This window comes from Actinopolymorpha sp. B11F2, assembly GCF_040195635.1.
In the GTDB taxonomy this organism is placed as follows: Bacteria; Actinomycetota; Actinomycetes; order Propionibacteriales; family Actinopolymorphaceae; genus Thermasporomyces.
Genome location: NZ_JBEFTX010000003.1, coordinates 412,523 through 424,929, shown reverse-complemented (window position 1 = coordinate 424,929; position 12,407 = coordinate 412,523). Strand labels below are relative to the sequence as shown.

Below are 12,407 nucleotides of genomic sequence, written 5' to 3'. Positions count from 1 at the left end.
AGCGCACCGGCCCTCGTTGGGGCAGTATGGCGCGCGCCGTCGGCCGCTACGGGAGGCCGACGTAGTTCTCCGCGAGACTGCGGGCGTACGCCAGTGACGTCGTGACATAGCGCAGCTGCGCGAGCTGGAGCTTCACCTCGTACGGATCGTGACCGGGGAACCGGTGCAGCATCGAGGTCATCCACCAGGAGAAGTGCTGCGCCCGCCAGACCCGGCGCAGGCAGGTGTCGGAGTAGCCCGCGAGCAGGTCGTCGCGGCCGTCGGCGCACCACGCGGCGAGCGCCTCGCCCAGCACCTTGACATCGGCGAGGGCGAGGTTCATGCCCTTCGCACCGGTCGGCGGCACGATGTGCACGGCATCGCCGGCGAGGAAGAGCCGCCGCCACTGCATCGGTTCGACGACCAGGCTGCGCATTGCGGTGACACCCTTCTCCAGCACCTCGCCCTCGGTGAGCCGCCACCCGTCGGCCATCGCGAGCCGGGCCTGCAACTCTGCCCAGATCCGGTCGTCGGGCCAGGCGGCGACGTCCTCCTCCGGAGGAACCTGCAGATAGAGCCGCGACAGTTCCGGGGTACGCATGCTGACGAGGGCGAAGCCGCGATCGGAGTGGCAGTAGACCAGCTCCTTCGTCGCGGGCGGCGCGGCGGCGAGAATGCCCAACCAGGCAAAGGGATAGGTGCGTTCGTACGTCGTCAGGACGCCCTCTGGTACGGCGGACCGGCTGACGCCGTGGAAGCCGTCGCAGCCGGCGACGACATCACAGCGCAGCTCCATGTCGCGACCCTCGTGTCGGAAGGCGACGACGGGCTCGTCGACATCGAGACCGTGCAGGCGTACGTCGGAAACCTCGAAGAGGATCGGCTCACCCGCGGCGACCCGAGCCGCTACGAGGTCCTTCACCACCTCCTGCTGGCCGTAGACGGTGATCGCCCTTCCCGTCAGCTCGGTCATCGGCACCCGGTGTCGCTCCCCCGCGAACTGCAGGTTGACGCCCTCGTGCACCATCCCTTCCCGGTGCAGCCGCCCACCCACTCCGGACTCGACGAGCAGGTCGACGGCACCCTGTTCGAGGACGCCCGCGCGGAGTCGGTGCTCGATGTAGTCGCGGCTGCGGATCTCCAGGACCACCGAGGAGATGCCGCGCAGGTGCAGCAGGTGCGCGAGCATCAGCCCCGCCGGGCCCGCGCCGATGATGCCGACCTGCGTCCGCAACGGTTGCTCCCTTCCTTCGCATGAGGGTGCCCCTCATCCAGTCCGCTTCCATAGGAGGGCGCCCCTCATCCAACCAGGCGACGTTCGATACGCCACGCCTCAGAACGGGTACGGCGAGATGTCGCCCTGCACCGTGAGCCACTGCGTCTCGGTGAACGCCTCGATGTTCGCCGCCGCACCGCCGAACCGCGCGCCGGTCCCGGACGCCGCCACCCCACCGAACGGCGCGACCGCCTCGTCACTCACCGTCTGGTCGTTGATGTGGACGATGCCGCTGGGGATGCGTTCGGCGAGGGCGATCGCCTTCATGACGTCGCGGCTGAGGATGCCGAGCGAGAGACCGTACTCCGTGTCGCTGGCGAGGGCGACCGCCTCGTCGAGGTCGCCGAACGCCGTCACGGGGGCGACCGGACCGAACACCTCCTGCGCCCAGGCGGGCGTCTCGCGAGTCACGTGCGAGAGGACGGTGGGGCGGTAGAACAGTCCTTCGTACGTCCCACCGGCCGCGAGCGTCGCCCCCGCACCGATGCTGGACGTGACCAGGGAGTGGATCTTGTTCCGCTGGCTGGTGTCGATGATCGGTCCGAGCGCCACCTGGTCGACGGCAGGGTTACCCACCGGGAGATGATTCGCCTTCTGGACAAGGCGTTCGGTGTAGTCGGTCGCGATGCGTTCATGCACGAGATGCCGGCCGGTCGTCATGCAGATCTGCCCCTGGTGCAGGAACGAACCGAACGCACCCGCCGACGCCGCGAGGTCGAGGTCGGCATCATCGAGCACGATGAGTGCGGAGTTGCCGCCGAGCTCGAGGTGGACGCGCTTGAGGTGCCTGCCGGCTACCTCGGCGACCTTGCGCCCGACCGCCGTCGAGCCGGTGAAGCTGACGACCCGCACCCGTGGATCCGTGATCAGCGCCTGGCCGGCGTCGCCGCCGCCAGGGAGTACGTGGAGGACGCCATCGGGCAGGCCCGCCTCCTGGAAGATCCGCGCGATCGTCACCCCACCCGACACGGCAGTACGCGGATCCGGTTTGAGAACGACGGCGTTGCCCAGCGCCAGCGCCGGCGCGACCGACCGGATGCCCAGGATCAGCGGAGCGTTGAACGGCGCGATCACGCCGACGACGCCCGCTGGCAGTCGACGCACCATGCTGAGGCGTGGCTGCTCCGACGGGATGATCTCGCCCAGGGCCCGCGACGGCAAGGTGGCCGCTTCGTAGCACTCCTGCGTGGCGATGTGCGTCTCCAGCTCCGCTTTGGGCGGCATCGAGCCGGTCTCCCGGATGATCCAACCCTGGATCTCCTCCTTGTGCTGGTCCCAGAGGGCTCCGGCCCGCCGGAGCACCGCGGCCCGCTCCTGGAATCCGGTCGCCGCCCAGGCCCGCTGCGCCTCGGCCGCACGGGCGCACGCCGTGGCGACGTCACCCGCATCCGCACGGCCGACCTGGCCCAACTCCTCCCCCGTGGCAGGCTCCACGACCGGAGCCGCACCGCCTTCCGCGGTCACCCAGCCGGAGCTGAAGATCCGTCCGGACCAGGTGCTGTCGTCGAGGAGTGTCATGCTCGGGCTCCCTCTCGTGGTCGTAGGCGTCAGTGGTCGGAGGCGGTCAGTGGTCGGAGGCGGTCAGGGGTCGGAGGCGGTCGATGGTAGTCAGGGGTCGAAGTGTTCCTCCGCGACGACGCGGATGTCGAGGAGCAGGGGATCCTGGCGGCCGGCGAGCGTCGGTACCACCTCGTCGAGCACCGCGGTCAACGTGGCATGGTCGTCGATCCGCCGGGCCGGACAGCCCAGACCACCGGCGAGTGCATGGATGTCCACGCCGTCGAAACCCGGCCACGGTGGCCTACCCCCGTGGCGTTCGGCCAACCGGTCCATGATCGCGTAGCCGCCATTGGAGAGAACGACGAACAGCACGCCACATCCGTACCGCACGGCGCTCCACAGGGCCTGGATCCCGTACATCGCCGAGCCGTCGCCGACCACCGCGACCACCGGCCGGCTCGGGTCGCCCATGCGGAGGCCGGCCGCCGCGGGCAGCGCGAAACCGAGGCCACCCATCGCAGCGCTGACGAACCCGCGCGGCGCACGGGCGGGCAGCAGCCGATGCAGGTCGGGGCGGGTCGACGGGGTTTCCTCGACGAGTACGACGTCGGCGGGGAGCCGTTGGGCGAGCGCGGCGAACACGTGGGCGGCGCGGAGGAGGGGTCGGCCGCCCACGTGTTCGCCGCGGTCCTGGGGTGCTTCGCCGGTGCGGACCGGCGGGGACGCTTCGGCGGCGGGCCCGGAGCGCCGGGTGACGAGCGTCGCGAGGTGGGCGCAGGTGAGGGCCGGGTCGGCGACGACGCCCAGGGCTGCCACGCTGTGGTGGACCTCCGCGGGGTCGTCGCTCACCACGATGATGCTGACGCCGGCCGGAACGAGCGGCCCCGGTTCGTACGGATACTGCCGGAACGCGGGCGCGCCGACGACCACGACCACGTCGTAGGTCTCGAGAACCCCGCGCAGCTTGCCCCGCCCGGCCGGCAGGTGACCCGCGAAGAGCGGATGGTCCTGCGGAAACCCCGCCCGCGCACCGAAGGACTCCTGCCACACCGGGCACCCGAGGCGTTCGACCAGGGCGGTCAGCGCCTGCCATGTGGCCGGATCGTCGGCCCCCGCGCCGACCACGACCGCCGGCGTCCGCGCCGCGTCGAGCCGCTTCGCGATCTCCGCCGTAGTCGCGGCATCGGCGGCGCTCGCGCGGCGTACGACCTGGGGCGCAGCCAACCCCAGCCCGGCCGCGGGGTCGATCTCAGCCGACCAGTCGTCCATCGGAACGACGACCAGAGCCGGTCCGCGCCCCGTCGCCGCCTCGTGCCAGGCCCGCCGGATCGCGGCCGGTACGTCCTGAGGGAGCACCGGTTGGTCGGCCCACACCGGATACGCGCCGGCCAACGCGTCCAGCCGCCGGCCGGCCAGGAACGGCTCCAGCGCCAGATGCCGACGGTCCTGCTGCCCGACGAGAACGACGAGCGGCGCACAGTTGACCCGCGCGGTCGCGAGGGCGCCGACCGCATTGCCCAGACCAGCGGTCGTGTGCAGGATCGCCAACGCCGGATGGCTTGTCGCGATCGCGTGCCCGGTCGCCATCCCGACCACGGAACCCTCGTGCAACGCGAGAACGAACTGAAAGTCGTCCGGCATCCCGGCGAGGAACGGCACCTCCGTCGAACCAGGGTTGGCGAAAACCGTTCGCAGGCCGCAGTCGCGCAGGACGTCGTACGTCGCCTCACGGACCGTCGCCTCGCGGACGGTCGTCACGGCCCGGCCCCCTCAACCCGCTCCGCCCTCTCGGTCCCCGCTGCCACAGACTCCTCAGCAGACCCATCTGCGGAAACCGCCGTCCGGTGGCCCTGCTTCGCCCGCTGGATCTGGGTGAAGACATGTGCCCGCAGCTCGCCGAACCGGGTTGACGACCGGGTGGTCAGCTGGTCGCGGGCGTCGGGCAGGTCGACGGGCACGTCGTCCATCACCACGGTCGGCGCGGCGGACAACACGAGCACCCGCTGCCCGAGATAGACCGCCTCGTCGATGTCGTGGGTGACGAACAGGATCGTCACACCGAGCCGCTGCCACAGTGCCCGCACCAGATCCTCCAGGTCGGCGCGGGTCTGCGCGTCGACCGCGGCAAAGGGCTCGTCCATCAACAAGACATGGGGTTCGTACGCCACTGCCCGCGCGAGGGCCACCCGCTGCTGCATGCCACCGGAGAGCTGCCAGGGGTACGCCGAGCCGATGTCGCCCAGCCCCACGGCCTCGAGCGCCTCGACCACCAGCTCGCGTCGGCGTGCCGACGGCAGCTTCTTCTGCTTCAACGGGAGCTCGACATTGGCGGTCACCGACATCCACGGGAACAGGCTTCTGGCGTACTCCTGGAACACCACGGCCATTCCCGGCGGCGGCCCGTCGACCTCCCGGCCCTCCAGCACGACGGACCCGGACGTGGGCGCCAGCAGCCCCGCCACGCATTTGAGCAGCGTCGTCTTCCCGGCACCGGACGGCCCGACGACGCACACGAGCGAGCCCTTGGCGACGCCGAAGCTCAGGTCCCGCACGGCCTCGACCGAACGGCCCGACCCCTCGTACACCTTCGCGAGCCGACGGACCTCCAGCAACGCACCCGCGGTTCGCGGCACCGACCCGGTGGTGGCCGACGTCATCACCTCACCTCCTGCCACGTTCAGCCCCGGCCGCTGTGTCTGTCCGTGGGACGCCCCCGGAACCCACGGCACTGGCATGCCAGGCGAGAACGCGTCGCTCGAAGGCCCGCATCGCCAGCGCCAGGCCGAAACCCAACAGACCAAGGAGAAAGATCCCCGTCCACATGTCCGTCACCGCGAACGAACGCTGGAACGAGATCACCGTGAAGCCCAGCCCGTTGTTCGCGGCGAACATCTCACTGATGACCATCAGGATGATCCCCACCGACAGCGCCTGCCGCATGCCGGTGACGATCTGCGGGCTGGCCCCGCGGATCACGAGATGGCGCAGCCTTGCCCAGCCACGGATTCCGTACGAACGGCACGTCTCCGCCAGCACCTCGTCGACCGCGCGGACGCCTTCGACGGTGTTGAGCAGGATCGGCCAGAGACAACCGGAGACGACCACCAGCACCTTCATCGTGTGCCCGAGTCCGGCGAAGAGGATCAGCACCGGCACCAGCACCGGGGGCGGGATCGCGCGCAGGAACTCCAACACCGGTTCGCAGAAAGCCCGCACCCGGCGGTACGAACCGATGACGATCCCCAGACCGACGCCGGCGACGAGCGCGACGCCGAAGCCGGCGGCCAGGCGGAGCACGCTCGGCACCACGTCCTGGACGAGACGCTCCCCGAACCAGACGTCGTCGAAGCTCGCCAGGATGGCGGACAGTGGCGGCAGGTAGTAGCTTTCGCTGTCCGCCGACGTCACCCACCACACGGCGAGGAGGACGACGGGAAGCCCGAAGGTCAGGCCGGTCCACCGGGCCACCCGGACGACACCGGTCCCTGCGGTGCCGCCGTTCATGCGGGCAGCTCCCCTCGGACCGACGTGTGCCAACGGAGTACGCGGCGCTCCAGCAGTCTCGCCGCGAGGTTGACCGCGACGCCGAGAAGGCCGGTGACGAGCACCAGGGCGTACATCGTGTCGACTGCCCCACCTGCCTGCGCCGTGCCGATCCGGTTGCCGAGACCAGGCGTACCGATGATGAGCTCTGCGGTGATGGTGAGGATCAGCGCGACCGCGGCGGCGAGGCGCAGGCCGGTCATCACATAGGGCAGCGCGCTCGGCCACACGACATGACGGATCCGCGCCAACCGTCCCAGCCCGAACGTGCGCGCCGTGTCACGCGCCACCGGATCGACATCCTGGACGCCGTACAACACCTGCACCAGGATCTGCCACATCGACGCGTAGACGACGAGCAGGAGCGTCGAGCCGAGCCCTGTGCCGAAGACCAACACCGCAAGGGGAATCAGGGCAACGGACGGGATCGGACGAAGGAACTCGATCGTCGACGCCGTGATACTGCGCAGCGCCGGGACCGTGCCGATGACGACGCCCAACCCGATGCCGAGAACGAGCGCCACCAGCAGGCCGACGAACCACCCGCGGACCGTCTCGGCGACGGCGATCCAGAACCCGGGCGTGCCCAGTTGTTCGGCGAGTGCCGCCGCGATCCCACTGAAGGGTGGGAGGTACGCCGGCGCGACCAGGCCGACGCGGGGCACCAGTTCGAGCAGCAGCAGGAAGGCGCCGAAACCCAGGATGCCGAGGACGGCGCTCGAACCCGCCAGCCGGCGTGCGGTGGCGCGGCCGCCGCCGGGCCGCGTCACCACCGTCGACGTCATGGCAGGACGTCCCCGACGTCGAACTTCTCCTTGATCAGGCCGTCTTCGTACATCAGGTCGGCGAGGGTCTGCACCGCATCGGCGTTGACGTCCGGCGGCCATGCGGGAAGGACGATCTTGTCCGCCACGGCCGGGTCGATCTCGGTATAGGTCGACAGGATCTCGCGGGCCTCGTCCGGGTGCTCATCTGCGTACGCCAACGACTTCTCGATCGCCGCCGTGAACCGCGTGGTGAGATCGGCCTCCTCCGCGATGACCTCCTCGGTCGTGAAATAGCACGCGATCGTCAGGTCGGGCGCGGGATCGGCGAAGTTCGACGCGACGAGTTTGGCGCCCTGGTCCATCGCGATCGTGAGGAACGGTTCCACGACCATCGCGGCGTCGACCCGGTGGTTGGCGACGGCCGCCGGCATCTCCGGGAAGGGCAGCTCGCTGAACCGTACGCCGGTCGGATCCCCGCCATCCTTGCGGATCGACGCTCTGGTCGTCGTGTCGCTGATGTTCTGGAGATTGTTGATCGCGACCGTCTTGCCGGCGAGATCCTTGGCGGAGTTGATCGGCGAGTCCTCGGGTACGACGATGCCGCCGAAGTCCTTGCCCACCTCGCCGGTCGACGCGTTGCCGTTGGCGATGGCCTTGAGCGGGATGTTCTGCGACCGCGCGATGATCAGCGACGTCACGTTGCCGAACGCGAAGTCGAAGTCACCGCTCACCACACCGGGCACGGCAGCGGCACCGCCGGTGGTGTTGACGACCTCGAGGTCGATGTTCTGCTCTTCGAAGAATCCCTTGGCCTTGCCGAGGTGCAGGGGCGCGACGTCGACGATCGGGATTGCGCCGACCCGCACCTTGTCGAGACCGCCGGCGGACTTCTCGTCCTTCGTACTCTCCCGCTCGCCGCCCCCCGGCGGTCCGGGTGCGTTCTCCGACAGGCTGCCGCAGGCGGCGGAGGCGAACAGCAGGGCGGTGGCGACGGCCGCGGCAGCGACCCGGGCGACCGCACCTGGGTGGACAGTGGTGCTGCTGACGAGACGCCGCATCGATCTCTCCTACGAACCGGAGGTCCAGACGCTCCTGGACGAATGTTCGCTGCACGAACGACTGTTCACTATGAGAACGTAGAGACATCCCGCCTCCGCCGTCAATGGCAGCCGCCACATTGCCGACGCGCGAAGCCCGCCGTGGCGCGGGTGCCCCAGCAGTGGGTGAGGACGACACTGGCCGCCGGGGGTGCTCCGAGCCCCACGCGAAGTCGGTGACGTCGGTCATACTGAGGACATGGCCGAACGTCGGGTGCTCTACGGCGACCACCGGCCCTACCTCGTGGCGGACACGCTCGACGAACTGGTGGGGCCGACCAGTGGTGTGATCACCCTGCCCCAGCGCCTGGACTGGTCCGAGCAGCGCCGATACGACCTCGACGACCCCCGTGAGCTCGGCGTCATGTACGAAGTCGTCCTCCGCGAGTCCCTCGACCCGGATGATCTCCGCCGCCACCTCAATGCCGCCATGCTGCGGCAGGTCTGGCACCGGCTCTTCCTCCCCCGCCGGGTTCGCGACCTCTGGGAGGGGCGCTTCCCGGAACTCACCCGGGCCGCCTGAACAGTGATGGACCCTTTCCACGCTCGGCTGGCGCGGGTGTGCCTGGACGCGGCGGCCCGCTACGGTTTCTGCCTGGCAGGCGGTTACGCCGTCCAGGCACACGGCTTCGTGCAGCGTCAGTCCGAGGATGTCGATCTCTTCACGACGGCCGCCATCGACGACGAGTTCCCTGCAGCCGTACGTGCCGTTCTCGACGCCCTGCACTTCAACGGGCTGGAGGCCACGGTGAGCCGGGAGGGACCGACCTTCGCCCGCATCGAGATCAGCGAGTCCTCAACGGGCTGACCGCACGGGTCGAACTCGGCGTCGACTGGCGGGCGTACCCGCCGGCCCGGCTCGACATCGGCCCGGTGTTGCATGCCGACGACGCGGTCGCCAACAAACTCTGTGCGTTGTACGGACGCGGTGCAGTTCGCGACTACATCGACGTGGACGGCATCGTGCGCTCAGGCCGATACACGGTGGCCGACCTCCTCCAGCTCGCAACCCAACACGATCCAGGATTCGACCCGGCACTCTTCGCCCAAGCCCTCCGGGCCGTGCGACGGTTCGCCGCCTCGGCGGTCGAGCCGTACGGCATGGCGCCGGAGGAGTTCGCGGCCCTGACCGAGCGCGTCGTCGGCTACACGGATCAGGTCCGGGACAGCCGGCCGGCCTGACCGACACCGCTCCCGCGACGTTGACGCGTACAGCCATGAACCCGTACGTTCGTCATAAGAACAGACGTCCGCGATGCGAACACCGATACCCGCTGTCGCCGCGGAGAAGAACTTCCTGGGGGTGGGGCGGTGGCTGAGATCCTCCCGCTCAGCGCGGCCGTCGCGGACCTCGTGCACGACGGCGACACGGTGGCCCTCGAGGGCTTCACCCATCTCATCCCCTTCGCCGCCGCGCACGAGATCATCCGCCAGCGACGCCGCGACCTGACCCTGGTCCGCATGACGCCCGACCTGATCTACGACCAGCTCATCGGCATGGGTTGCGCCCGCCGGCTCGTTTTCAGCTGGGGCGGCAATCCCGGCGTCGGATCGCTGCACCGGTTCCGCGACGCCGTCCAGAACGGCTGGCCGGGTCCGCTCGAGATCGAGGAGCACAGCCATGCCGGCATGGCCAACCGCTATGTCGCGGGCGCGTCCGGCCTGCCGTTCGCGGTGATGCGCGGCTATACCGGCACCGACCTGCTCGAGTACACCGACACGATCAGGCCGATCACCTGCCCGTTCACGGGCGAGCTGCTGACCGCGGTCCCGGCGTTGCGGCCCGACGTCGCGATCGTCCACGCTCAACGCGCCGACCGGGCGGGCAACGTCTCCATGTGGGGAATCACCGGCGTCCAGAAGGAGGCCGTCCTCGCCGCGGACCGGTCGCTCGTCACGGTCGAGGAGATCGTCGACGAGCTCTCACCCGTACCCGACCAGGTGGTGCTTCCCACGTGGGCGGTCACCGCGGTCGCGGAAGTCCCGGGCGGGGCGCATCCGTCCTACACCATGGGGTATTCCGTCCGCGACAACGACTTCTACGTCGCGTGGGATCCGATCAGCCGGGACCGGGAAACCTTCCAGCGCTGGATGGCCGACCACGTGCTCGGAGTAGGCGAACCGGACGGCCAACCACGATGACGACCCGGGAGCGAACCGTGGAGCGGCGGTGCAGGAGGAGGCAGCGGTGAGTGAGGCGTACACCTCCGACGAGATGATGACGGTCGCGGCGGCGCGGCGGCTGCGCGACAACACGGCCTGCTTCGTCGGTATCGGCCTGCCGAGCACCGCCGCCAACCTCGCCCGTGCGACGCACGCGCCCGGCCTGGTGCTGATCTACGAGTCCGGGTGCCTCGGGGCGAAGCCCGGCCGGTTGCCGCTGTCCATCGGAGACGGGGTACTCGCGGAGACGGCCGACGCCGTGGTGAGCGTCCCCGAGGTCTTCAACTACTGGCTCCAGCCCGGCCGCGTCCACGTGGGGTTTCTCGGGGCCGCGCAGATCGACCGGTACGCCAACATCAACACGACGATGATCGGCAGCGACTACGCGAACCCGAAGGTCCGCCTGCCCGGAGCCGGCGGCGCGCCGGAGATCGCGGCGTCCTGCCAGGAGGGGGTTGTCGTCGTACGCCAGACGCAGCGGACGTTCGTCCCGCGGCTCGACTTCGTGACCTCCGTGGGCTTCGGCACCGGCCCGGGCGATCGGCAGCGGCTCGGCCTCACCGGCGCGGGACCCCGACTCGTCATCACCGACCTCGGCATCCTCGAACCCGATCCGCAGACCTGCGAACTCACCCTCACCCACCTGCATCCCGGCGTGAGTGTCGACGAGGCTCGCGCGGCGACCGGATGGGATCTCGCCGTCGCGACGCAGGTCGAACGGACGGAACCGCCGACGGAGCGGGAACTCAGCGTCCTGCGTACCCTCATGGCCACGATGCGCGGCGGCGACGGCACGACACAGCCCAGGCCGACCACGGAGTCCACGCCGACGACGCCGAGCACCCGACCGGCCGAACGGAGTGGTACGCGGTGAGCCGGGACGTCTACATTCTCGATGCGGTCCGTACGCCGATCGGCAGGCACGGCGGCGCCCTGGCCGGCGTACGCCCGGACGACCTGGCCGCCCACGTCGTCGGCGAGGTCGTCCGCAGGAGTCCGCAGCTCGACCCCGCCCGCATCGACGACGTACTCCTCGGCGATGCCAACGGCGCCGGCGAGGACAACCGGAACGTCGCCCGGATGGCCGTCCTGCTCGCGGGCCTACCGACCTCCGTCCCCGGCGCGACGCTCAACCGGCTGTGCGGGTCGGGAATGGAGGCGGCGGTCGAGGCGAGCCGCGCGGTGGCGCTCGGCGACGCGTCGCTCGCCATCGCGGGTGGCGTGGAGTCGATGAGCCGGGCGCCGTGGGTGCTGCCGAAGCCCGAGCGGGCCTATCCGCGCGGGCACGAGACGCTGGTTTCGACGACGCTCGGTTGGCGCCTCGTCAATCCGGCGATGCCGCCCGAGTGGACGGTGGCGCTGGGTGAGGGCGCGGAGATCCTCGCCGAGAAGTACGCCGTCGGCCGCGATGCCCAGGACGCCTTCGCCCTGAGGAGCCACCAGCGGGCGGCCGCCGCGTGGGAGGCCGGGGCGTTCGCCGACGAGGTCACGCTCATGCCCGGCACCGCCCTCGAACGCGACGAGTGCATCAGGGCGGACACCTCGATGGCGGCGCTCGGTGCCCTGAAGCCGGCGTTCCGGCCGGAAGGAACCGTCACCGCCGGCAACTCCTCACCCCTCAACGACGGCGCAGCGGCGCTGCTCATCGGCGACGCGGACGGTGCGGCGGCGGCGGGCCGTGAGCCGTTGGCGCGGATCGTCGCGCGCGGTGTCGCCGCCGTCGAACCGCAGCTCTTCGGCGTCGCGCCGGTGCAGGCCGCCGAACGGGCGCTGAGCCGCGCCGGCGTGCGTTGGGCCGACCTCGACGTCGTGGAGCTGAACGAGGCGTTCGCGGCCCAGTCGCTCGCCTGCCTCGCCGAATGGCGCGAGCTCGATCCCGAGATCGTCAACCCGCTCGGCGGAGCGATCGCGCTCGGGCATCCGCTCGGCTGCTCCGGCGCGCGCATCCTCGGGACGCTGGCGTGGCAGCTGCACCGCCGGGGTGGCGGACGCGGGCTGGCCGCGCTCTGCATCGGCGTCGGCCAGGGCCTCGCCGTCCTCCTGGAGAGCCCATGACCCCGACGTTCCAGCTCAGGCAGCCCA

The 12,407-nt window shown here is 70.4% G+C and carries 13 protein-coding genes; 6 read left to right on the top strand and 7 right to left on the bottom strand.

The window, feature by feature from the left end:
• Positions 1 to 46 precede the first annotated feature (46 nt).
• From ABN034_RS08395 to ABN034_RS08365, 7 genes are all read right to left on the bottom strand, one after another.
• Positions 47 to 1,213 carry a 4-hydroxybenzoate 3-monooxygenase gene (locus tag ABN034_RS08395; protein ID WP_349690422.1) on the bottom strand — a complete coding sequence of 389 codons (1,167 nt, stop codon included), beginning with the start codon at positions 1,211 to 1,213 and terminating at the stop codon, positions 47 to 49.
• 99 nt (positions 1,214 to 1,312) lie between these two features.
• On the bottom strand, positions 1,313 to 2,773 hold the full coding sequence (locus tag ABN034_RS08390) for a benzaldehyde dehydrogenase (RefSeq protein ID WP_349690421.1): 1,461 nt from the start codon (positions 2,771 to 2,773) through the stop codon (positions 1,313 to 1,315).
• A 90-nt stretch (positions 2,774 to 2,863) separates the two neighbouring features.
• Positions 2,864 to 4,513: a thiamine pyrophosphate-dependent enzyme gene (locus ABN034_RS08385; RefSeq protein ID WP_349690420.1), complete on the bottom strand. Its 1,650-nt coding sequence runs from the start codon at positions 4,511 to 4,513 to the stop codon at positions 2,864 to 2,866.
• A complete protein-coding gene (locus ABN034_RS08380; protein WP_349690419.1) occupies positions 4,510 to 5,412 on the bottom strand; it encodes an ABC transporter ATP-binding protein in 903 nt (300 codons plus the stop codon). The genes ABN034_RS08385 and ABN034_RS08380 overlap by 4 nt, the downstream gene beginning before the upstream one ends.
• 4 nt (positions 5,413 to 5,416) lie before the next feature.
• A complete protein-coding gene (locus tag ABN034_RS08375; RefSeq protein ID WP_349690418.1) occupies positions 5,417 to 6,259 on the bottom strand; it encodes an ABC transporter permease in 843 nt (280 codons plus the stop codon).
• Complete coding sequence (locus tag ABN034_RS08370) at positions 6,256 to 7,083, bottom strand: ABC transporter permease (protein WP_349690417.1); 828 nt, start codon at positions 7,081 to 7,083, stop codon at positions 6,256 to 6,258. The genes ABN034_RS08375 and ABN034_RS08370 overlap by 4 nt, the downstream gene beginning before the upstream one ends.
• The gene (locus ABN034_RS08365) at positions 7,080 to 8,123 is read right to left on the bottom strand and encodes an ABC transporter substrate-binding protein (RefSeq protein WP_349690416.1); all 1,044 of its coding nucleotides are present in this window, start codon (positions 8,121 to 8,123) and stop codon (positions 7,080 to 7,082) included. Before ABN034_RS08365 ends, ABN034_RS08370 begins: the two co-directional genes overlap by 4 nt.
• 238 nt (positions 8,124 to 8,361) lie before the next feature.
• Here ABN034_RS08365 and ABN034_RS08360 point away from each other — a divergent pair, with 238 nt between their 5' ends.
• The 6 genes from ABN034_RS08360 to ABN034_RS08335 all read left to right on the top strand — a co-directional run bounded on the left by ABN034_RS08360 (position 8,362) and on the right by ABN034_RS08335 (position 12,380).
• Complete coding sequence (locus ABN034_RS08360) at positions 8,362 to 8,685, top strand: transcriptional regulator (RefSeq protein ID WP_349690415.1); 324 nt, start codon at positions 8,362 to 8,364, stop codon at positions 8,683 to 8,685.
• A gap of 6 nt (positions 8,686 to 8,691) precedes the next feature.
• Entirely contained in the window at positions 8,692 to 8,970 is a 279-nt protein-coding gene (locus ABN034_RS08355; protein WP_349690414.1) for a nucleotidyl transferase AbiEii/AbiGii toxin family protein, read from the top strand.
• A gap of 65 nt (positions 8,971 to 9,035) precedes the next feature.
• On the top strand, positions 9,036 to 9,344 hold the full coding sequence (locus ABN034_RS08350; RefSeq protein WP_349690413.1) for a hypothetical protein: 309 nt from the start codon (positions 9,036 to 9,038) through the stop codon (positions 9,342 to 9,344).
• Positions 9,345 to 9,473: 129 nt separating this feature from the next.
• Entirely contained in the window at positions 9,474 to 10,304 is an 831-nt protein-coding gene (locus ABN034_RS08345) for a CoA transferase subunit A (RefSeq protein WP_349690412.1), read from the top strand.
• Positions 10,305 to 10,350: 46 nt separating this feature from the next.
• A complete protein-coding gene (locus ABN034_RS08340) occupies positions 10,351 to 11,199 on the top strand; it encodes a CoA-transferase subunit beta (protein WP_502878987.1) in 849 nt (282 codons plus the stop codon).
• Positions 11,196 to 12,380 carry a thiolase family protein gene (locus ABN034_RS08335; protein WP_349690411.1) on the top strand — a complete coding sequence of 395 codons (1,185 nt, stop codon included), beginning with the start codon at positions 11,196 to 11,198 and terminating at the stop codon, positions 12,378 to 12,380. Before ABN034_RS08340 ends, ABN034_RS08335 begins: the two co-directional genes overlap by 4 nt.
• Positions 12,381 to 12,407 lie beyond the last annotated feature (27 nt).

Excerpts from the sequence above, each read along its gene's own strand:
- ABN034_RS08355 (WP_349690414.1), top strand. The coding sequence starts at position 8,692 with ATGGACCCTTTCCACGCTCGGCTGGCGCGGGTGTGCCTGGACGCGGCG.
- ABN034_RS08380 (WP_349690419.1), bottom strand. The coding sequence starts at position 5,412 with ATGACGTCGGCCACCACCGGGTCGGTGCCGCGAACCGCGGGTGCGTTG.
- ABN034_RS08375 (WP_349690418.1), bottom strand. The coding sequence starts at position 6,259 with ATGAACGGCGGCACCGCAGGGACCGGTGTCGTCCGGGTGGCCCGGTGG.
- ABN034_RS08360 (WP_349690415.1), top strand. The coding sequence starts at position 8,362 with ATGGCCGAACGTCGGGTGCTCTACGGCGACCACCGGCCCTACCTCGTG.
- ABN034_RS08365 (WP_349690416.1), bottom strand. The coding sequence starts at position 8,123 with ATGCGGCGTCTCGTCAGCAGCACCACTGTCCACCCAGGTGCGGTCGCC.
- ABN034_RS08390 (WP_349690421.1), bottom strand. The coding sequence starts at position 2,773 with ATGACACTCCTCGACGACAGCACCTGGTCCGGACGGATCTTCAGCTCC.
- ABN034_RS08370 (WP_349690417.1), bottom strand. The coding sequence starts at position 7,083 with ATGACGTCGACGGTGGTGACGCGGCCCGGCGGCGGCCGCGCCACCGCA.